Here is a 19,386-nt window from a genome sequence, read left to right as displayed (position 1 = left end):
GTGATCATCCTCGCGGCGACCCCCATCGGCAATCTGGGCGACGCCTCGAAGCGTCTGATCGAGGCGCTCGAGAACGCCAGCGTCGTCGCGGCAGAAGACACCCGCACCACGCAGCGTCTGCTCGCGGGCCTCGGGGTCGAGAACCGTCCGCGCCTGATCGCCCTGCACGATCACAACGAGAAGGAGCGGGCCGCCGAACTGGTCGAGCTCGCCCGCGAAGACGATCTGCTGGTTCTGAGCGACGCGGGAATGCCCACCGTCAGCGACCCCGGTTTCGGCCTGGTCGCCGCCGCTGCCGCCGCGGGGGTCACGGTCACCGCGATTCCCGGTCCGAGCGCGGTCGTCACGGCCCTGGCCGTCGCGGGCCTTCCCACCGACCGCTTCGCCTTCGAGGGCTTCCCGCGCCGCAAGCCGGGGGAGCGCCGCAAGGCCTTCGCGCAGCTCGCGTCGGAGGAGCGGACCCTCGTCTTCTTCGAGTCGCCGTCGCGCGTGGCATCCACCCTCGACGATCTCGCGACCGCGTTCGGCGCCGATCGTCCTGCCGCCGTCTGCCGCGAGCTCACCAAGCTCTACGAAGAGGTCACGCGCGGAACCCTCGCCGAGCTCGCCGCGTGGGCGGCCGAGGGCGTCCGCGGCGAGATCGCGATCGTCGTCGGCGGGGCCACCGCCCGGGAGGTGGCGTTCCCGGATGCCGTGACCCAGGTGCTCGAGATCGTCCGGGGCGGCACCCGGCTCAAAGAGGCCGCCGCCGAGGTGGCGTCGCAGACCGGCCACTCCTCGCGCGAGCTGTACCAGGCGGCGTTGGCCGTCAAACGCTGACACCTGTCACACGGTCGGCCGTGTCGGTGCCTCCCCGTAGAATCTCCAGGTGACTTCCGGCCGATCCTTCTACATCACGACGCCGATCTACTACCCCAGCGATCTGCCCCACATCGGGCACGGGTACACGACCGTCGCCGTCGACACGCTCGCCCGCTGGCATCGCCAGGCGGGGGATGACACCTGGATGCTCACGGGTACCGACGAGCACGGCCAGAAGATGCTCCGCGCCGCCGCCGCCAACGGCGTCACCCCGCAGGAGTGGGTCGACAAGCTCGTCACCGAGTCGTGGTTCCCGCTGCTCGAAACGCTCGATGTCGCCAACGACGACTTCATCCGCACGACGCAGGCGCGCCACGAGGAGCGTGTGCAGCAGTTCGTGAAGGCCCTGTTCGACCGCGGGTACATCTACGCGGGCGAGTACGAGGCGCTGTACTGCGTGGGCTGCGAGGAGTTCAAGCCCGAGGCCGAGATCGTCGACGGCACAGGGCCCTTCGAGGGGCTCAAGGTCTGCGCGATCCACTCCAAGCCCCTCGAGCTGCTGCAGGAGAAGAACTACTTCTTCAAGCTCAGCGAGTTTCAGGACCGCCTGCTCGAGCTCTACAAGACCGAGCCCGACTTCGTGCGCCCCGAGTCGGCGCGCAACGAGGTCGTCTCGTTCGTGCGCAGCGGTCTGAAAGACCTCTCGATCTCGCGTTCGGCCTTCGACTGGGGCATCACGGTTCCGTGGGACCCCTCGCACGTCATCTACGTGTGGGTCGACGCGCTGCTCAACTACGCCACCGCCGTGGGCTACGGCACCGACCCCGCCGAGTTCGAGCGTCGCTGGCCGGCATTCCACGTGGTCGGTAAAGACATCCTGCGCTTCCACGCCGTGATCTGGCCGGCCATGCTGATGGCCGCGGGCCTCGACGTGCCGCGCGGCGTCTTCGCGCACGGGTGGCTGCTCGTCGGCGGCGAAAAGATGTCGAAGTCCAAGCTCACCGGCATCGCGCCCACCGAGATCACCGACGTCTTCGGCTCCGACGCGTACCGGTTCTACTTCCTCTCGGCGATCGCGTTCGGCCAGGACGGCTCGTTCTCGTGGGAAGACCTGTCGGCGCGCTACCAGGCCGAACTCGCCAACGGCTTCGGCAACCTGGCGTCGCGCACGGTCGCGATGATCTCGAAGTACTTCGAGGGCGTCGTGCCGGCCCCGGCCGCGTACACCGAGGGCGATCTGACGATTCAGAAGATCGTGGCGGATGCCGCGACCACCGCCGACGCCGCCATCGAGCGCTTCCGCATCGACGAGGCGATCGCTGCGATCTGGACGATCGTCGATGCGCTCAACGGCTACATCACCGAGAACGAGCCGTGGGCACTCGCCAAAGACGAGTCGACGCGCGAACGCCTGGGCACGGTGCTGTACACCGCGGCTGAGGGGTTGCGCGCGCTCGCGGTGCTGCTGTCGCCGGTCATGCCGGAGTCGACGTCGAAGCTGTGGGTCGCGCTCGGCGCGGCCGAGGGCCTCGGCGCTCTCGTCGAGCAGCCGATCCGCGCGGCGGGCACCTGGGGGCAGCTGCCCGCGGGGGCCACGGTCACGCCGCTCACGCCGCTGTTCCCGCGCGTCGAGCAGGCGTGACGCCGGTGCCTTCCGAGTCGGCGGCGGTCCCCGAGCCTGTCGAAGGGTCCGCGGCTCGAGCCTCCGCCCCAGGCTCCACCCCGGTCGAGCGCCCCCGCGACACCATCGGCGACGGCGATCCGAGCCAATACGTCCGCGAGCGCTCGATCGACGGGCGTCGCGACGTCAGCTATCCGCCGGCGCCCGAGCCCCTCGGCATCCCGGTCTACGACAACCACACCCACCTCGAGATCGAAGACGGCGAGACCGGCCTCTCCGTGGACGACCAGCTCGAGCGCGCGCTCGCGGTCGGTGTGCACGGGGTCGTGCAGGCGGGCGGCGACATCGACTCCTCGCGGTGGTCGGCGTGGGCGGCGCGGTCGCACCCGCGCGTCCTCGCGGCGGTGGCGATCCACCCCAACGAGGCGCCCGCGTACGAGCGGGCGGGGGAGTTGGATGCGGCGATCGCCGTCATCGACGAACTCGCCGCCGAACCGCGGGTGCGGGCCATCGGCGAGACGGGGCTCGACTTCTTCCGCACCGAGGCCGACGGCATCCCGGCTCAGATGCGCTCCTTCGAGGCGCACATCGCCCTGGCCAAGAAGCACGATCTCGCGATGCAGATCCACGATCGCGACGCACACGAGGCCGTGCTCGAGACGCTCGAACGTGTCGGCGCCCCCGACAAGACGGTGTTCCACTGCTTCTCGGGCGACGCCGACATGGCACGCCTGGCCGCCGACCGCGGGTATTACCTCTCGTTCGCGGGCAACGTCACGTTCAAGAATGCGCAGAATCTGCGCGACGCCCTGGCGGTGACGCCGCTCGAGCGCATCCTCGTCGAGACCGACGCCCCGTTCCTCACCCCGGTGCCCTACCGCGGTCGCCCGAACGCGCCGTACCTGATCCCGGTGACGCTGCGCTTCCTCGCGGCGGAGAGGGCGATGGATGCCGACGAGCTCGCCGCCCAGGTCGCGGACAACACCCTGCGGGTCTACGGCGCGTTCGAGGACTGAACACGCGCGGATCGTCCGCGATTCGCGCCGTCTGGGAGGGTCTCGCGCGGACTCGGCGGAGCTTGTACGGATCACGGAGACCAGGCGGGCGCAGACGACACCGGAACGACGAAGGCCGGCACCCCGCGGGGCGCCGGCCTTCTGGCATCCGGGATCAGGCCTTGGCCTTCGCCTTCGGCTTGCGGACGAAGAGCGTCTCGGTCTGCTCGAGCTCCATCCCCTTCGTCTCGGGGATTCGCAGGGCGACGTAGACGAACGACAGGGCCGCGAACAGGGCGTACATGCCGTAGGTGAGAGGGAGCGACCATCCCGACATCGCCGGGAACGAGACGGTGATCGCGAAGTTGGCGATCCACTGCGCTCCGGCGGCGACGCCGAGAGCCTTGCCGCGGATGCGGCTCGGGAAGATCTCGCCGAGCAGCACCCAGACCAGCGGGCCCCAGGAGGCGCCGAAGCCCACGACGAAGACGTTTGCGGCGACGAGGGCCACTCCGCCCCACGGGGCGGGGAGCGAGACGTTCTCGCCCGAGCCGGTGGCGAAGGCGAACGAGAGAGCCATCGCGCCGAGCGAGACGGTCATCAGCACAGAGCCGGTCAGGAGGATGGGCTTGCGCCCCACCCTGTCGACCAGGAAGATCGCGACGAACGTGACGACGACGTTGGTGACCGAGGTGATGACAGAGATCAGCAGCGAGTTGCTCTCATCGAAACCGACCGCCTTCCACAGGGTCGTGGAGTAGTAGAAGATCACGTTGATGCCGACGAACTGCTGGAACATCGACAGGAGGATGCCGGTCCAGACGATTCCCTGAAGCCCCAGCACGGGACCGCGCAGAGAGACGTTCTTGTTCTTGCGGTCGGCCTCGATCGCGCTCGACAGCTCGTTCATCGTCTTGTCGAGGTCGGCGGGCGGCACGAGGCGCGAGAAGATCGCCTTTGCTTCGTCGCGCTTGCCCTTCGAGAGCAGATATCGGGGCGATTCGGGGACCGTGAACGACAGGATGCCGTAGACGGCGGCCGGGACCACACCGACGAGGAACATCCAGCGCCAGGCCTCCATGCCCAGCCACAGCTGGTTGGCCGCGCCACCGGCGGTGTTGGCGAGCAGAGCGTCGGACAGCAGGGCGCCGAAGATACCGAGCGTGATCGCGAGCTGCTGCAGCGAGGCGAGCGAACCGCGGATCTGGCGCGGGGCGACCTCTGCGATGTAGGCGGGCGCGACGACCGAGGCGATGCCGATGCCCAGGCCGCTCATCACACGCCACAGGATGAGATCCGGAACGCTGAACGTGAGGGCCGCGCCGATGGACGAGACGAAGAACAGCACGGCGCCGAGCAGCATAACCTTCAGCCGTCCCCAGCGGTCCGACAGGGCGCCGGCGACGACAGCGCCGACGGCGCACCCGAGAAGGGCGACGGCGACGACGAAGCCGGTCAGCACCTGCGAGAGCTCGAAGTTGCCCTGGACGGCGTCGACCGCGCCGTTGATGACCGAGGAGTCGAAACCGAAGAGGAAACCGCCCACCGCGGCCGCGAGCGAGAGACCGATGGCTCGTCGCCCGTACGGGCTTCTGAGGGTGAAGGCGTTCGAGGGGATGGACTGCGTTTGACTCACCTGATCACGCTACTCCTGCCCGTTCGGCGCGTCGGGCACTGGCGGGATCGCTGACTACAGTGGAACAATGCCCGTTTCCCTGCTCGGTGCCGCCGAGATCCGTCGGCTCGCCGCCGACCTCGACGTCACTCCCACCAAGAAGCTCGGGCAGAACTTCGTCGTCGATGCCAACACGGTGCGCAAAATCGTGCAGGCGGCGCGGGTCACGGCATCCGATCGTGTCGTCGAGATCGGCCCCGGTCTGGGATCCCTCACTCTGGCCATCCTCGAGACGGGCGCCTCGGTCGTCGCCGTCGAGATCGACCACCGTCTCGCCGAGCAGCTTCCCGCCACCGCTGCCGCTCACGATGTCCCCGCCGACCGGCTCACGGTGATCGATGCGGACGCGCTTCGCGTCGACGCGCTGCCGGGCGAACCGAGCGTGCTGGTCGCGAACCTGCCCTACAACGTGTCGGTGCCGGTCCTCCTGCACTTCCTCGAGACATTTCCCTACTTGCAGCGCGGCGTCGTCATGGTGCAGGCCGAGGTGGGGGAGCGCCTCGCCGCGCCTCCCGGGTCGAAGGTCTACGGCGCCCCGAGCGTCAAGGCCGCCTGGTACGGGTCGTGGCGATTGGCGGGCACCGTGTCGCGTCAGGTGTTCTGGCCCGTGCCCAATGTCGACAGCGTGCTGGTCGGCTTCGATCGGGATGCCGAACCCCGCGGTACCGAGGAGCACCGCCGCCGTACCTTCCAGATCGTGGATGCCGCGTTCCAGCAGCGCCGCAAGATGCTCCGGCAGGCGCTTTCGGGAGTGCTGGGCGGCACGGCTGCCCAGGCGGCGGAGGCGCTCGAAGCGGCGGGCGTCGACCCCACGCTGCGCGGGGAACAGCTCACGGTCGAGGATTACGCTCGCATCGCCGCGCTCTGACCGGTGCGCCGGGTCGGACCGGCGACCCTGCCCGACCGGGCGTCATCCGTCGGGTGAATTCTCGACGTGTTCATCACGCGTTCCGGAAACATGTCTGTAACATTTCGAGCCAACCGGGAGCATCACGCCGGTGACGAGGTCGTACCCGACGACCCGAGAGGATCGAGATGCGCTACGCCGAGTACCCCCGAGCCGAACATGTGCTGCTCCACCTGAGCGACACCCACCTTCGCGCTGGCGGTGCACCGCTCTATGACGACGTCGACTCCGAGGCGTACCTCGCTCGCGCGGTCGAGGCCATCGACGCCTCGGGTATCCGTCCGAACGCCCTGGTGTTCACGGGCGACCTCGCTGATTTCGGTGAGACCGACGCCTACGATCGCGTCCGCGCATTGGTCGAACCGCTCGCCGAGCGTCTGCAGACGCGCGTGGTCTGGGTCATGGGCAACCACGACGACCGCGCCGCCTTCCGGTCGCGGCTGCTTCCCGGCGACGACGCCGAGGCGACCGCTCCGGTCGATCGCGTCGACGAGTTCGACGGGCTGCGCATCGTGACCCTCGACACCTCGGTCCCCGGCGCGCACCACGGCGAGGTCACCGCCGCCCAGCTGCAGTGGCTCGCCGAGGTCCTAGCGACGCCGGCCCCGCTCGGCACGATCCTCGCGATGCACCACCCGCCCGTGCCCAGCGTGCTCGACCTCGCCGCCTCCGTCGAGCTGCGTGACCAACGGAGCCTGGCCGCGGTGCTGCGCGGCAGCGATGTACGGGCAATCCTCGCCGGACACCTGCACTACTCCACGTTCGCGACCTTCGCCGGCATCCCGGTCTCGGTCGCTTCGGCCACCTGCTACACCCAGGACCTCATGGTCCCGGTGGGCGGGACGCGCCCGCAGGACGCCGCGCAGGGCTTCAACATCGTGCACGTCTACGACGAGACGGTGGTCCACTCGGTCGTACCGCTCGCCACCAGTGCGGCGTTGCAGTACGTCGACGCTGATGAATCCCAGCGGCGCCTCCGCGACGCCGGGATCGTCGTCCCGACGTCGCGGGCGTTCAGCGGACCGGTGTCGCCGCCGACGACGCCGTTGCCGATCCTTCGCTGACCGAGCTCTTCTCCCACGGGGCGGCGACGGGGAAGTAGCGCTCGAGGCACGCCCGGAGCGCGGGGACGCGCACCTCTTCGGGGATCTCGGGCACGCTGCCGTCGTTGAGGCAGAACATGTCGGTATCGCGGCGCGAGACGAGGCGCTCCATGGTGCGCAGCGAGTCGAGCTGCGTGGTCTGCACGTAGCGGGTGCGGGGCTCGGTCGTGATGATCGCGCGCCCGGTCGCCAGTGCGTAGTAGTGGTACAGGCTGTTCGTCACCGAGATGTCGGTGGCCGAACGGAACCGGCTCGCGGCGGTGCGGGCGTAGTCGTCGGCGAACTCCTGCTCGAGCTCGAAGGCCACCGAGCGTCGCAGCGGGGTCGCACAGTGCTCGAGATCGAGTGTGATGATGCGACCGAATCGCTCCTTCAGCAGGGCGCGGTTCACGCGCAGGCCGTTGTCGTGCCCCGAGCGATCGACATGCGCCGGTCCGCTGCCGATGCGCACGCCGCTCTCGACGAAGCGGCTCACCCCGCCGCCGCTGAAGAACAGCTCCGGAGTGACGGGGCGACCGAAGAACATGTCGTCGTTGCTGTAGAGGAAGTGCTCGGCCAGACCCGGGATGCGGTGCAGCTGCGCCTCGACGGCGTGGGAGTTGTGGGTGGGCAGCACCGAGGGATCGGCGAAGAACTCCTCGCTGCGTACGATCGTCACCTTGGGGTGGTCGGCGAGCCACTCGGGGGTGGGGGAGTCGGTCGCGATGAAGATGCGGCGCACCCACGGCGCGTACATGTGCACGCTCCGCAGCGCGTAGCGCAGCTCGTCGACCTGGCGGTATCGGGCGGCGTTGTCGTCGCCGTCACCCACGACATAGCCCTTCATGCGCGCGGCCCGCTGGCGCTGGAACTCACTCGACGACCCGTCGACCCACGAGAAGACCATGTCGACGTCGGCGGTGAACTCGTTCGGGTGGGGGTCGAACATGCCCGAGACCGTCATCCAGCGGCGGCCGTAGCGCTCGACCTCGACCAGATCGAGGTCGGCGGCGGCGAATTTGCGGCGGGTGAGGGCGCTCGGGCGGGGTGCCTCGATGGTCTTGTCGCCGAAGCGCCAGAGCTCCATCCGCGGAGCCAACGCGGAGCCGTACCGGTACGAGCCTTCGGTCGAGGTGCGCGGGCGGAAGACCGCGTAGGCCTGCACCGACCCGGGGGCGGGCTCGACGCTGTGCGCGGGCACGGGGTCTTCACCACGGGCCTTGAGGTACATCGGGCCGAGGTCGGGATCGCGCAGCGCCGCGAGGGCGGTCGCGGCATCGGCGGTGTCGACCACCAGCTTGGGGCGGCGATTCGCATCGCGCACCAGCAGAACCCGCACACCCGCAGCTTCGATCGCGGACGCCGCCGTGAGCAGGTCGTCGCGCTCGGCCATCGCGGGCGTCGAGGAGTCGTCCACGACGTGCAGGATGCCGTCGTGCATGCGGATATCGGACCGGGACAGCAGGGCGCGCCAGGGGTCGGTGTCGATCGACAGGGGGACCATCGGGCGCATGCTGCCTCCTCAGGGGGTCGGGGACGGGTTCCGGACACCGTAAGGTTCCGGGGTTTCGCGGACGTTTCGGCGACGGCGCCGATCGACGGGGAGCGGAGCACTACTGTCGAAGAGTGACTCAGATCGCTCGCTCCGGCCCGGACCTCCCCGTACCGCCTTGCGAGCGACGGCGGGAAGCGGGCCGACGTTCCAGTCTCGCACACGGTGAGCGCGACCGGCGCGCGGGACGACGGGAGACGCGATGAGCATGCACATACCGGCATCCGTCCGCGTTCGTGCCCCCGGCAAGATCAACGTCTTCCTCGAGGTCGGCGATGTGCAGGACGACGGCTATCACGAGCTCGCGACCGCGTTCCAGGCGGTCTCGCTGTACGAGGAGATGGTCGCAACCCCCGCTGACGACATCACGATCGAGGTCGCCGCACGCGGCCCGGTCGACGTCGAGGGCGTGCCCACCGACGACCGCAATCTCGCCGTCCGTGCCGCTCGTCTGCTCGCGCAGACCGCCGGTGTCGACCGCGGCGCTCACCTCGCTGTACGCAAGGCCGTCCCCGTCGCCGGTGGCATGGGCGGCGGATCCGCCGATGCGGCTGCGGCGCTCGTGGCATGCGATGCCCTCTGGGGCCTCGGCACGCCGACGAGCGAGCTCGTGCGTCTCGCGGCTCGGCTCGGTGCCGATGTGCCTTTCGCGCTGCTCGGGGGGACCGCCGTCGGTACCGGTCGCGGCGACCAGCTGAGCCCGGCGCTCGCGCGCGGACGATTCGACTGGGTGCTCGTCCCCAACGACATCGGCATGTCGACCCCCGTCGTGTACGGCGAGCTCGACGCGCATCGCCGGCGCCATGCGATCGACATCGGCCCGGCGCCTCGCGTTCCCGCGGTCGATCGCGACGTGCTGCACGCTCTCCGCCAGGGCGACGCGGAAATGCTGGCGGCCACTCTTCGCAACGATCTCCAGGCTCCGGCCCTGCACCTGCGCCCCGACCTCGCGCGCGTTCTCGAGCGCGGCGAGAGCTCGGGTGCCCTGGCGGGGATCGTCTCGGGATCGGGTCCGACGCTGGCGTTCCTCGCGGCGGACGAAGCCTCGGCGATCGACCTGCAGGTCACCCTCAGCGCCGCCGGTCTCGTCGCTCTGCACGTGCACGGGCCCGTCCCCGGCGCCCGCGTGGTCTGACCGCGCCGCACCATAGCCCAGGTCGACACACGGGGCAATCTGCGCTTTCGGTGCCGACGGCCTCGTTAGCCTCGGGGAAAGTGATCCGTCACCGCTCGGCGCCGTGCCCGCGGGACGCCACGAAGGGGGTTCCCATGAAGGCAGTGCTCGACGGCGTCGTGATCGCCGAAGCCGACCGCGACGACCTTGCCTCGATCGAGGGGAACTGGTACTTCCCGCCGCAGTCCGTTCGCGAGGGTGCCCTGCACAAGAGCCCCACCCCGTACACCTGCCCCTGGAAGGGCACGGCTCAGTACTGGAACGTCGCCCTGGACGGCGCCGAACTGACCGACGGCGCGTGGTCGTACCCCGACCTGTACCCCGGAGCCGTCGAGCGCGTGGGCAAGGATTTCGCGGGCTACGTCGCCTTCGACCGGAAGGTCGTGGTCTCCGACTGAGGTCGGGTGAGCGCATGATCGAGTTCTCGGCCGTCTCCAAGGTCTTCCCCGACGGCACACGTGCCGTCGACGACTTACATCTCGTCATCCCCTCGCGCAAGACGACCGTCTTCGTGGGCTCGTCCGGCTGCGGCAAGACGACGCTGCTGCGCATGATCAACCGCATGGTCGAGCCGTCGTCCGGCACCATCAGCATCGACGGTGCCGACATCGGCGGCAAGCCCGCGGTGCAGCTTCGCCGGAGCATCGGCTACGTGATGCAGAATTCGGGGCTGCTGCCGCATTTCACGGTGGCCGACAACATCGCCACCGTGCCGGTGCTGCAGGGGCAGAACCGCAAGACGGCCCGCGCCCGGGCGCTCGAGCTGATGAAGACGGTGGGTCTCGACGCGGCGATGGCCGACCGATACCCCAGCCAGCTCTCCGGCGGGCAGCAGCAGCGCGTGGGCGTCGCGCGCGGTCTCGCCGCCGACCCCAACATCCTTCTCATGGACGAGCCCTTCGGTGCCGTCGACCCGATCGTCCGCGACGAACTGCAGCAGGAGCTCCTCCGTCTGCAGAGCGAGATCGGCAAGACCATCGTCTTCGTCACGCACGACATCGACGAGGCGTTCCTGCTCGGAGACCAGGTCGTCATCCTCGAGAAGGGCGCGAAGATCGCGCAGGTCGGAACCCCCAGCGAGATCGTCGAGAACCCCGCGAGCGACTTCGTCGCGAGCTTCATCGGCGCGGTCAAGGGCAAGCGTGCCCTGCACCTGAAGCAGACGGCGACCGGAACGGTCGTCGTGGATGCCGAGGGCCGCACACAGGGTGCGCTCGTAGAGGATTCCCACCCGTGAACTGGGTCGGCAACAACCTCGACCTGATCGGGGAACTCACCCTGGTGCACCTGCGCCAGAGCATCATCGCGCTGATCGCGGGCTTCGTCTTGAGCGTCCCGCTGGGCTGGGTCGCGTGGCGATACCGACTCGTGCGCAGCGGTGTCATCACCATCACCGGGCTGCTCTACACGATCCCCTCCCTCGCCCTGCTGATCCTCGTGCCCGTCGTCACCGGCTGGTACAGCATCGTCAGCGAGACGAATCTGATCGTCGCCCTCGCGATCTACGCGGTCGCAATCCTCGTGCGCGCGGTGGCCGACGGTCTCGATTCGGTGGATGCCGGCGTGCGCCAGGCCTCCACGGCCATCGGCTACGGCTCCTTCCGTCGCTTCTGGGCGGTGGAGTTCCCGCTGGCCGGCCCCGTCGTGCTCGCGGGCCTGCGCGTCGCCTCGGCCAGCACGATCGCGCTGGCCACGGTCGGCATCCTCGTCGGCATCCAGAACATCGGCTACCTGTTCACCAACGGGCTCCAGCGGCGCATCATCCCCGAGGTCTTCGCGGGCGTGGTCGCCGTCGTGGTGCTCGCGCTGGTCATCGACCTGCTGCTCGTGATCGCGGGCCGTCTGCTCATGCCCTGGACGCGCGGCACGAAGACCGTCTCGCGTCAGGCCAACCGAACGCTGGTGAAGGCATGAACCTCGTGGGCGACGCGATCGCCTGGATCTTCTCGGGCGACCCGGGCCAGTTCGATTCCATCCCCGTGGCCATCGGCGTGCAGATGCTGTACACGCTGATCGCCGTGGTCATCGCGGGGGCGATCGCCATCCCGCTGGGCTGGTACATCGGCCACACCGGCAAGGGGCGCGAGACCGCTGTCGCGATCTCGGGCGCCGCTCGCGCGATCCCGTCCTTCGGCCTCTTGATCCTTCTGACGCTGCTTCTCGGTGTCCTGCACAAGCCCGAGGCCGCGATCATCTCGTTCGTGGTCCTGGCGATTCCCTCCCTGCTCGCCGGTGCGTACACCGGCTTCGAGGCCATCGACCGCCGCGTGATCGACGCGGGCCGGTCGATGGGCATGACCGAGTCGCAGATCCTGTGGCGCATCGAAGTGCCGCTCGGCCTGCCGCTGCTGGTCGGCGGCATCCGCGCCGCCACCCTGCAGGTGCTCGCCACCGTCACGATCGCCGCGTACATCGGCCTCGGCGGGCTCGGACAGTACATCATCGCCGCGATCCCGCTCCGCCGGTTCGACATCCTCATCGGCGGGGCGATCCTCGTCGCCGTCCTCGCGCTCGTCATCGATGGGCTCTTCGCCCTGCTCCAGCATCTCGTCGTGCCCCGTGGCATCCGTGCCGCCGGCTCCGCGCAGCCGCAGCGGCGCTCCTCCCGTCAGCGTCGCGCCGAAGCCCTCGCCGTGGGAGCACCGACCGCGCCTCCGGCGACCCCCTGACCCACACTCGATTCCCGAATCACCAGAAAAGAGAGCACCCATGTTCACAGCACGAACCAAGAAGGGCCTCGGCCTGTTCGCCGGCCTCGCGGTCGCCTCGCTCGCCCTCGCCGGTTGCGGCGGCGGTTCCAGCGATCCCCTCAGCAACGGCGGTGGCGACGCCAGCGCCTCGAGCGACACCATCGTGGTCGGCTCGCAGGCCTACTACTCGAACGAGATCATCGCCGAGATCTACGCGCAGGCGCTCGAGGGTGCCGGCAAGAACGTCAAGCGCCAGTTCCAGATCGGTCAGCGCGACGCGTACATCCCGCTGCTCGAGGACGGCACCGTCTCGGTCTTCCCCGAGTACACCGGCAATCTGCTGCAGTTCTTCGAGAAGGACACCACCGCGCGCACCTCCGACGACGTGTACGCGGCTCTGCCGGCCGCCCTCCCCGAGGGCCTCGAGGTCCTCGACCAGTCGCAGGCCACCGACCAGGACTCGTACACCGTGACGAAGGCCTTCGCCGACGCGAACGGCCTCACCTCGATCGCCGACCTCGCGAAGGTGACGTCGGGTGTGACCCTCGGCGGCAACGCCGAACTCGCCGAGCGTCCCTACGGACCCACCGGTCTGCAGTCGACCTACGGCGTCACCGTCCAGTTCTCGCCCACCGGTGAGACCACGGTCGACGACCTCGTCGCCGGCACCGTCCAGGTCGCCAACGTCTACACGGCCGACCCCCGCATCAAGACCGACAACCTGGTCACGCTGACCGATCCCAAGGGCCTGTTCCTGGCGTCGAACGTCGTGCCGGTGGTCAACTCGAAGGTCGCTTCCGAGGTCTCGGACGTGCTGAACAAGGTCAGCGCCGCCCTCACGGAGGACGCTCTCGTCGCGATGAACGTCGAGTCGACCGTCGACCAGAAGTCGTCCGCCGACATCGCCAAGGAGTGGCTCTCGGCCAACGGCTTCTGAGCCGTCACGTCACGCGGGGTCGTCCGGTTCGCCGGGCGGCCCCGTCGTCGTTCCGACCGCGGCCCCGGGTGCCGGCATCCGGGGTGCGTCTGCGATCGTCTCGTCCGTAGCGCGCCAGATGGGCGACGGGAAGCAGGAGATCCCGGATGCCGGCACCCCGGCGCGCGGGCACACCCCGGGCAGCGCGTAGCCTGGGACGGATATGGCACACCTGCTCGGGGGCGAAGCCCTGCACCTGGAATACCCGACCAAGGTCGTCTTCGACTCCGTCTCTCTCGGGGTGAACGAAGGCGACCGGATCGGCATCGTCGGCCGCAACGGCGACGGCAAATCGAGTCTGCTCGGCATGCTCGCCGGCATCCGAGAGCCCGACGGGGGGCGCGTGACGGTCCGCGGCGGTGTCACCGTGGGAGTGCTCGACCAGCAGGACACCCTCGACGATGACGACACGATCGGCCACGCGGTCGTCGGCGACCGCCCCGAGCACGAGTGGGCCGGTGACGCACGTACGCGCGATGTGATCGCGGGGCTCCTGGGCGACCTGTCGTGGGACGCGCGTCTCGGCGACCTGTCGGGCGGTCAGCGCCGTCGTGTGGCGCTGGCGAAGCTGCTCTCGGGCGATTGGGACGTGCTGTTCCTCGACGAGCCCACCAACCACCTCGACGTCGAGGCCATCACCTGGCTCGCGGGGCACCTCAAGAAGCGGTGGGCGCCTTCCGCGGGCGGCCTTCTCGTCGTCACGCACGACCGGTGGTTCCTCGACGAGATCTGCACCGCCACGTGGGAGGTGCACGACCGTCTCGTCGAGCCCTTCGAGGGCGGCTATGCGGCGTACATCCTGCAGCGCGTGGAGCGTGACCGTCAGGCGGCATCCATCGAACAACGTCGTCAGAACCTGGCCCGCAAAGAGCTCGCGTGGCTGCGCCGCGGGGCCCCGGCGCGCACGTCGAAGCCGAAGTTCCGCATCGATGCGGCCAACGAACTCATCGCCGACGTTCCCGAGATCCGCGACAAGGTCGCCCTGCAATCCCTGGCAGTGGCACGTCTCGGTAAGGACGTCGTCGATCTGCTCGACGCGGGTGTGGCCTACGGCGACAAGACGGTGCTGAAGGACGTCGAGTGGCGCATCGCGCCGGGGGAGCGCACCGGCATCCTGGGCGTGAACGGCGCGGGCAAGTCGACCCTGCTGAACCTGGTGACCGGCTCGCTCGAGCCCACCAGCGGCCGCGTCAAGCGCGGCAAGACGGTGAAGGTCGCCACCCTCACCCAGCGTCTCGACGAGCTCGAGCAGCATCTGAACGACCCCGTCCGCGTGGTGATCTCGGGACTGCGCACGACGTACTCGTTCGGCACGGGGTCGAAGGCGAAAGAGCTCACCCCCGGCGAGCTCCTCGAGCGCCTCGGGTTCTCGAGCGCGCAGCTCTCGACCCCGGTGAAAGACCTCTCCGGCGGGCAGAAGCGGCGCCTGCAGCTGCTGCTGGTGCTGCTGGACCAGCCCAACGTGCTGATCCTCGACGAGCCCACCAACGATCTCGACACCGACATGCTCGCGGCCATGGAAGACCTGCTCGACTCGTGGTCGGGCACCCTCATCGTCGTCTCGCACGACCGGTACTTCCTCGAGCGCGTCACCGACCAGCAGTACGCGATCCTCGACGCGAAGCTCCGGCACCTCCCCGGGGGCGTCGACGAGTACCTGCGTCTACGGGCGATCCAGGATGCCGAGCCCTCGCGGCCTGCGGCGACGAGCGGCGCCGTTGCGACGCCGGGCCTGCAGGGGGCCGAGCTGCGCGCCGCGCAGAAGGAGGCCTCGGCCACCGAGCGGCGCATCGAGAAGCTGCAGCAGCAGATCGACAAGGCCAAGGCGGCGCTCGCCGATCACGATCAAGCCGACTACGCGGGGCTCGGAACAGAGATGCAGCGCATCTCCGCGCTCGAGGCCGAGCGCGACGAGCTCGAGATGACCTGGTTCGAGCTCATCGAGAGCATCGGCTGAGCTACCCCCGGGCGAGCGCCGAAGAGCGGAGGAGGATCGCGGAGCGGAGGACGTTTCGCACCTCGAGCGTCCTCCGCTGCCCGGATCTCCTCCTCTCACGCCGAACGGCCCGCCCCCGGCTGGGGACGGGCCGTTCGACGTGAGATCAGCGCACTGCCACGAAGATCGGGTTCGTGTAGAGCCACGTGTCGAGCCAGGGGTTCCCCTGCCCGGCCGCGTGGGGCTGAGGTGCCCGCGGGTCGACCTCGGCGCCACGGGGGCCGGTGCCGTGCACCTTGCCGTCGGAGCCGCGCACGCGCACGTAGCCGTCGACGTCGGCCGTTCCCACCGGGATCACGATCTGGAAGGGCGAGCCACTGCGATCGCTCACGTCACGCAACTCGATGACGCGGGTGCGCGGGGCGACCATTGCGTCGCGGTCGCTCACCGCGCCGGTGATCTCGCCGCGGATCACATCGAGGTGGGCCAGACGGGGCAGGATGCCGGCGGAGTTGCGCTGCGCGGTCGGTTCGACCTCGATGACGATCTCGATCTTCGTCCCCGTCGGAACGCGCAGTGTCCCTCCGAGGGTGGCGGCGTTCGCGGGGTCGTCGACCGCCCGCAGGGTGACCGCGAGCCCGGCGACGAGGTGGCCGTGGTCGACCCACATGCGCCCCGCGCGAACGGCGTCGAGGACCGCCATGTGCGTCTTGTCCACGGCACCGACGTGCGTGCGGCTGAACTCGCCCGGCCAGAGGTCGCTGCCGCCCTGCGGCGCCGCGGTCGACACGGGGTCGGGGCGGCGGCCCGCGCGATTGAAGTTCGCGAGGGTCGCTCCGTTGTCCCAGCCGGAGCCGGTGGGGAAGTCGCCCACGCGGGTGGTGTCGAAGTTCTTCAGGTGCAGGTCGCTGTTCGTGGTGATCCACCAGCGCCGGCCCTCGCTGAGCAGGGCGTCCCACATGCCGCCGACGACGGCCGTCATCCAGTCGAACCCGCCGTGCGCCCGGTAGGCCTCGCTGGGGAACCCGGGGTAGGAGTAATCGCTGCGCGCGTTCTCGTACTCGCCGCGCTGAGAGCGGTCGGTGGTGTTCGCGGCGAGACCCGAGGCCTGCGCGCCCGGTGCGCCCTCGAAGCCGACGAACACGTCGGGGTCGGCGTCCTGCCACGCGCGGAGTTCGCCGGGGGAGTCGATGCCGAGGCGGCTGGGGTGATTGGCCAGGACGAGCACGTCGTCGATGACGCCCGCGGCGCGCTGCTGTCCGAGCCAGCCGATCCCCTCGACCGCGTGCTGCAGCCAGTCGGCGGCGTCGCTCGTGTTCGGCCGCGGCTTCTCCCACTGATTGAGCTTGCCGTCGTAGGTCAACTCGAAGTGACGCAGCACCTCGGTGACCCGGGGGCCGGGTGCGACGAGGACCGTCCCGTGCTCGGCGGCGGGGATGTACCACTCCAGTCCCTGGAACACGAGCAGGTCGGGGCGCGCCGTCCGCGCCGCCTCGATCTCTCGGGCCGCGTTGAAGACACCGCCGACGTTCGCGTGACCGACGTTGCTGTGTTCCGTGAAAGCGATGGCATCCACTCCGAAACGCTGGGCCTGGTCGAGGATCGTCGTCATCGCATACTTCGCGTCGTGCGAGTAGACCGAGTGCACGTGGTGGTCGAAGACCAGCCAGCGCAGGGCCTTCGGGTCAGTGACGGCGGCGGGGGTCGCGGCGGTCGCGATCGAAGAGGCGGCGGGGCCGAACGACGACGCCGCGGATGCCGTGGTGACGGCGGCGGCCGCCGCGGCGAGGAAGGTACGGCGGGAGAAGCCGGAAGGGGTGTGAGTGGGCATCGGACACTTTCGTGAGAGGGGTCGCCGGGAACGTAGGGTCCGCGGGTGAATGGCGGGTGGCCGCCGGGTGATGTTCACGTCGTCACCCGTTCACCCGGTAGACCGAACCGTGGGGCACAGTCCGTTCGTCCTCACCACCCGATCGAGAGCAGCCATGTCGTCCACGCCCGTGCCCACCCGTCTCCTTCCCGTCGCCGCCGCGGTGCTCGTCGCGGGTCTCGTTCCGCTCGGTACCCTGGCCGCCTCCGCGGCGAGCCCCCTCGTGCTGCGGGATGCCGGCGGCGCGGCCGTCTTTTCGGGTGACGCCGCCGCCTACCCGTCGTTCGCCACCGCGGACTTCGCCGACGGCTGCCCCGCCGGCACGCGCGACGGCGCGCGCCTGACGGTGGCGGCCGGGGGCAGCACCGTCGTGGTGTCGGCGACCGTGCCCGTGAACGGGGGAGCGGCCGTCAGCGTCCCCATGGGGTCGTCGTTCAGCGCCGCGGTCCCCTCGGGAACGACCGCGGCGACCCTCAGCCTCGAGTGCCTTGTGCTCTCGTCCGGGATCCCCTCGTCGGTCGTCTCGGTGGTCAGTGTTCCCGTGACCCTCACCGCAGCGGGCTGGTCTGTTCCGGGTCAGCCCCGTCCGACTCCGACGACGGCCCCGACCACCGCCGCGCCGTCGCCGAGCGCCTCGGCGTCGGTCGGCCCCGACCCGGCGGCCACCGTCACGGCCACTCCGCGCGCCTCGGCCTCGACGACCCCGGTCCCCGTCGCCGCGGGCGGGTCGGACCTCGCCGTCACGGGGGCGCAGGTCGCGGGCGTTGCGGGACTCGGGGCCCTCCTGGCTGTCGTCGCCGGCTTCGTCCTGCGCAGCCGCGCCCGTCGCCGGGCGGTCGCTCGGGACTGATCGCCGTTCCTGCCGCGTCGTGCCGAGGGTGCCGGGGCGCTCGCGCCCGGTCATGGGACGTCGTCGAGGGATGCCGTCAGTGGATGCCGTATTCGAGCGCGACGATGAAGATGCCGAGGCAGGCGGTGGCGAACGCGCCGAGCAGGCGAACGGCGATCGCCGCCTTCCGCCGGGCGTACGCGCCGTAGCCCAGCAGCGCGAGCACCGCGAAGGTCGCCCACATGCAGGCCTCGAAAGCATCGTCCACCGACACGCCGGTGAGGCCGGCCCACACGAGGACCAGGATCGACGGCACCGAGGCGTAGAGCATGCCGGCGCCATGGCGCATTCCCTCGCGGGTCGCGCGACGCAGGCCGTGGTCGGCGTGCTCGGTGAGGGTGTGGGCGAACACGTGCGCGATGAAGAACACCACGAGAGACACCGAGGCGCTCCAGAGCACCTCCCACACATCCTCGGCGTGATCGTCGGCGATCGAGACGAAGGCCGCGAAGACGATCAGGCCGTAGATCGCCGCGGGGGAGCGGAAGCGCACGCCGAACCACGCCCGCACGCGGGCCCAGCGAGAGCGAGATTCCACCGGCGCGCTCACGCGTCGAATCCCAGACTCAACTTGCGCAGCAACGTCGCGAGGCGGTCGCGGTCGCCGCGCGAGAGGCCCTCGAGCAGGAGGGCCTCAGCGTCGACGAGACGGGTGATCGCGGCATCCACCCGTACTCGTCCGTCGTCGGTCAGGGTCACCAGGATGCTCCGTCCGTCGCCGGGGTCGGCCTCACGGCGCACGAAACGGCGCGCGACCAGCCGGTCGATGCGGTTCGTCATGGTGCCGCTGGACACCAGCGTCTGCTGCAGAAGCTGCTTCGGGCTCAGCTGGTAGGGCTCGCCCGCGCGCCGAAGGGCCGAGAGCACGTCCCACTCCCACGACTCGATGTCGCTGCGGCGGAACGCCTCTTTGCGGGCGATGTCGAGGTGTCGCGAGAGGCGAGCGACACGCGAGAGCACCTCGAGGGGCGAGAAGTCCAGATCGGGGCGCTGTCGCATCCACGCATCGACGATGCGGTCGACTTCGTCGCTGTCCCGGGCCACGAACTCATTATGTCGAGTACCCGGCCCACCGTCGGCGCGCGCCGCGGGCGGAACGCGCGGCGCTCGGGTCTGGCAGACTTGACCGGTGCCCGCGGGCACGGTCCGCCGTGGTGTAACGGCAGCACGACAGCCTTTGGAGCTGTTAGGTCTAGGTTCGAATCCTGGCGGCGGAGC

General features: G+C 69.8%; 18 protein-coding genes and 1 tRNA gene. 14 read left to right on the top strand and 5 right to left on the bottom strand.

Annotated elements, in window-relative coordinates; all coding sequences use genetic code 11:
* The 3 genes from rsmI to MTE01_RS04370 all read left to right on the top strand — a co-directional run bounded on the left by rsmI (nucleotide 1) and on the right by MTE01_RS04370 (nucleotide 3,438).
* On the top strand, nucleotides 1-819 hold the full coding sequence (gene rsmI / locus MTE01_RS04380; protein ID WP_116238948.1) for a 16S rRNA (cytidine(1402)-2'-O)-methyltransferase: 819 nt from the start codon (nucleotides 1-3) through the stop codon (nucleotides 817-819).
* Nucleotides 820-868: 49 nt separating this feature from the next.
* The gene (gene metG / locus MTE01_RS04375) at nucleotides 869-2,443 is read left to right on the top strand and encodes a methionine--tRNA ligase (RefSeq protein WP_103206362.1); all 1,575 of its coding nucleotides are present in this window, start codon (nucleotides 869-871) and stop codon (nucleotides 2,441-2,443) included.
* A gap of 104 nt (nucleotides 2,444-2,547) precedes the next feature.
* A complete protein-coding gene (locus MTE01_RS04370; RefSeq protein WP_141376330.1) occupies nucleotides 2,548-3,438 on the top strand; it encodes a TatD family hydrolase in 891 nt (296 codons plus the stop codon).
* A 154-nt stretch (nucleotides 3,439-3,592) separates the two neighbouring features.
* Here the strand turns inward: MTE01_RS04370 and MTE01_RS04365 are convergent, their stop codons facing one another.
* Nucleotides 3,593-5,053, bottom strand: coding sequence for a sugar porter family MFS transporter (locus MTE01_RS04365; RefSeq protein ID WP_103206363.1), 1,461 nt, complete (start codon nucleotides 5,051-5,053; stop codon nucleotides 3,593-3,595).
* A 67-nt stretch (nucleotides 5,054-5,120) separates the two neighbouring features.
* On the opposite strand from MTE01_RS04365, the gene rsmA reads away from it, so the two are divergent.
* Entirely contained in the window at nucleotides 5,121-5,960 is an 840-nt protein-coding gene (gene rsmA, locus MTE01_RS04360) for a 16S rRNA (adenine(1518)-N(6)/adenine(1519)-N(6))-dimethyltransferase RsmA (protein WP_103206364.1), read from the top strand.
* A 167-nt stretch (nucleotides 5,961-6,127) separates the two neighbouring features.
* Complete coding sequence (locus MTE01_RS04355) at nucleotides 6,128-7,063, top strand: phosphodiesterase (RefSeq protein ID WP_141375919.1); 936 nt, start codon at nucleotides 6,128-6,130, stop codon at nucleotides 7,061-7,063.
* Here MTE01_RS04355 and MTE01_RS04350 read toward each other — a convergent pair.
* The gene (locus MTE01_RS04350) at nucleotides 7,014-8,594 is read right to left on the bottom strand and encodes a stealth family protein (protein ID WP_141375917.1); all 1,581 of its coding nucleotides are present in this window, start codon (nucleotides 8,592-8,594) and stop codon (nucleotides 7,014-7,016) included. The two genes, MTE01_RS04355 and MTE01_RS04350, sit on opposite strands and share 50 nt — an antisense overlap.
* A gap of 247 nt (nucleotides 8,595-8,841) precedes the next feature.
* Here MTE01_RS04350 and MTE01_RS04345 point away from each other — a divergent pair, with 247 nt between their 5' ends.
* The 7 genes from MTE01_RS04345 (at nucleotide 8,842) to MTE01_RS04315 (ending at nucleotide 15,430) form a co-directional block, all read left to right on the top strand.
* The gene (locus MTE01_RS04345; protein ID WP_141376327.1) at nucleotides 8,842-9,768 is read left to right on the top strand and encodes a 4-(cytidine 5'-diphospho)-2-C-methyl-D-erythritol kinase; all 927 of its coding nucleotides are present in this window, start codon (nucleotides 8,842-8,844) and stop codon (nucleotides 9,766-9,768) included.
* A 134-nt stretch (nucleotides 9,769-9,902) separates the two neighbouring features.
* A complete protein-coding gene (locus MTE01_RS04340; protein WP_141375915.1) occupies nucleotides 9,903-10,205 on the top strand; it encodes a DUF427 domain-containing protein in 303 nt (100 codons plus the stop codon).
* A 14-nt stretch (nucleotides 10,206-10,219) separates the two neighbouring features.
* Nucleotides 10,220-11,044: an ABC transporter ATP-binding protein gene (locus MTE01_RS04335; protein WP_141375913.1), complete on the top strand. Its 825-nt coding sequence runs from the start codon at nucleotides 10,220-10,222 to the stop codon at nucleotides 11,042-11,044.
* Nucleotides 11,041-11,721 carry an ABC transporter permease gene (locus MTE01_RS04330; RefSeq protein WP_103206369.1) on the top strand — a complete coding sequence of 227 codons (681 nt, stop codon included), beginning with the start codon at nucleotides 11,041-11,043 and terminating at the stop codon, nucleotides 11,719-11,721. The genes MTE01_RS04335 and MTE01_RS04330 overlap by 4 nt, the downstream gene beginning before the upstream one ends.
* On the top strand, nucleotides 11,718-12,476 hold the full coding sequence (locus MTE01_RS04325) for an ABC transporter permease (protein ID WP_103206370.1): 759 nt from the start codon (nucleotides 11,718-11,720) through the stop codon (nucleotides 12,474-12,476). Before MTE01_RS04330 ends, MTE01_RS04325 begins: the two co-directional genes overlap by 4 nt.
* Before the next feature lie 40 nt (nucleotides 12,477-12,516).
* Nucleotides 12,517-13,434: an ABC transporter substrate-binding protein gene (locus MTE01_RS04320; RefSeq protein WP_103206371.1), complete on the top strand. Its 918-nt coding sequence runs from the start codon at nucleotides 12,517-12,519 to the stop codon at nucleotides 13,432-13,434.
* 202 nt (nucleotides 13,435-13,636) lie between these two features.
* On the top strand, nucleotides 13,637-15,430 hold the full coding sequence (locus MTE01_RS04315) for an ABC-F family ATP-binding cassette domain-containing protein (protein ID WP_141375911.1): 1,794 nt from the start codon (nucleotides 13,637-13,639) through the stop codon (nucleotides 15,428-15,430).
* Between the two features lie 145 nt (nucleotides 15,431-15,575).
* On the opposite strand, the gene MTE01_RS04310 is transcribed toward MTE01_RS04315, so the two are convergent.
* Entirely contained in the window at nucleotides 15,576-17,240 is a 1,665-nt protein-coding gene (locus MTE01_RS04310; protein ID WP_141375909.1) for a PHP domain-containing protein, read from the bottom strand.
* 154 nt (nucleotides 17,241-17,394) lie between these two features.
* Here MTE01_RS04310 and MTE01_RS04305 point away from each other — a divergent pair, with 154 nt between their 5' ends.
* Nucleotides 17,395-18,129, top strand: coding sequence for a hypothetical protein (locus MTE01_RS04305; protein WP_141375907.1), 735 nt, complete (start codon nucleotides 17,395-17,397; stop codon nucleotides 18,127-18,129).
* 76 nt (nucleotides 18,130-18,205) lie between these two features.
* On the opposite strand, the gene MTE01_RS04300 is transcribed toward MTE01_RS04305, so the two are convergent.
* Nucleotides 18,206-18,718 (bottom strand): hypothetical protein, encoded by a 513-nt coding sequence (locus tag MTE01_RS04300; RefSeq protein WP_141375905.1) that lies wholly within the window; start codon nucleotides 18,716-18,718, stop codon nucleotides 18,206-18,208.
* Nucleotides 18,715-19,167: a MarR family winged helix-turn-helix transcriptional regulator gene (locus tag MTE01_RS04295; RefSeq protein ID WP_174799651.1), complete on the bottom strand. Its 453-nt coding sequence runs from the start codon at nucleotides 19,165-19,167 to the stop codon at nucleotides 18,715-18,717. The genes MTE01_RS04300 and MTE01_RS04295 overlap by 4 nt, the downstream gene beginning before the upstream one ends.
* 146 nt (nucleotides 19,168-19,313) lie before the next feature.
* Between MTE01_RS04295 and MTE01_RS04290 the strand changes: the two genes are divergently transcribed.
* Nucleotides 19,314-19,385 (top strand) — tRNA-Gln (locus MTE01_RS04290).
* Nucleotide 19,386: the final 1 nt, after the last annotated feature.

This window comes from Microbacterium testaceum, assembly GCF_006539145.1.
In the GTDB taxonomy this organism is placed as follows: domain Bacteria; phylum Actinomycetota; class Actinomycetes; order Actinomycetales; family Microbacteriaceae; genus Microbacterium; species Microbacterium testaceum.
Note: the sequence above shows the minus strand (reverse complement) of the source record. Positions and strands in the feature narration are given on the sequence as shown.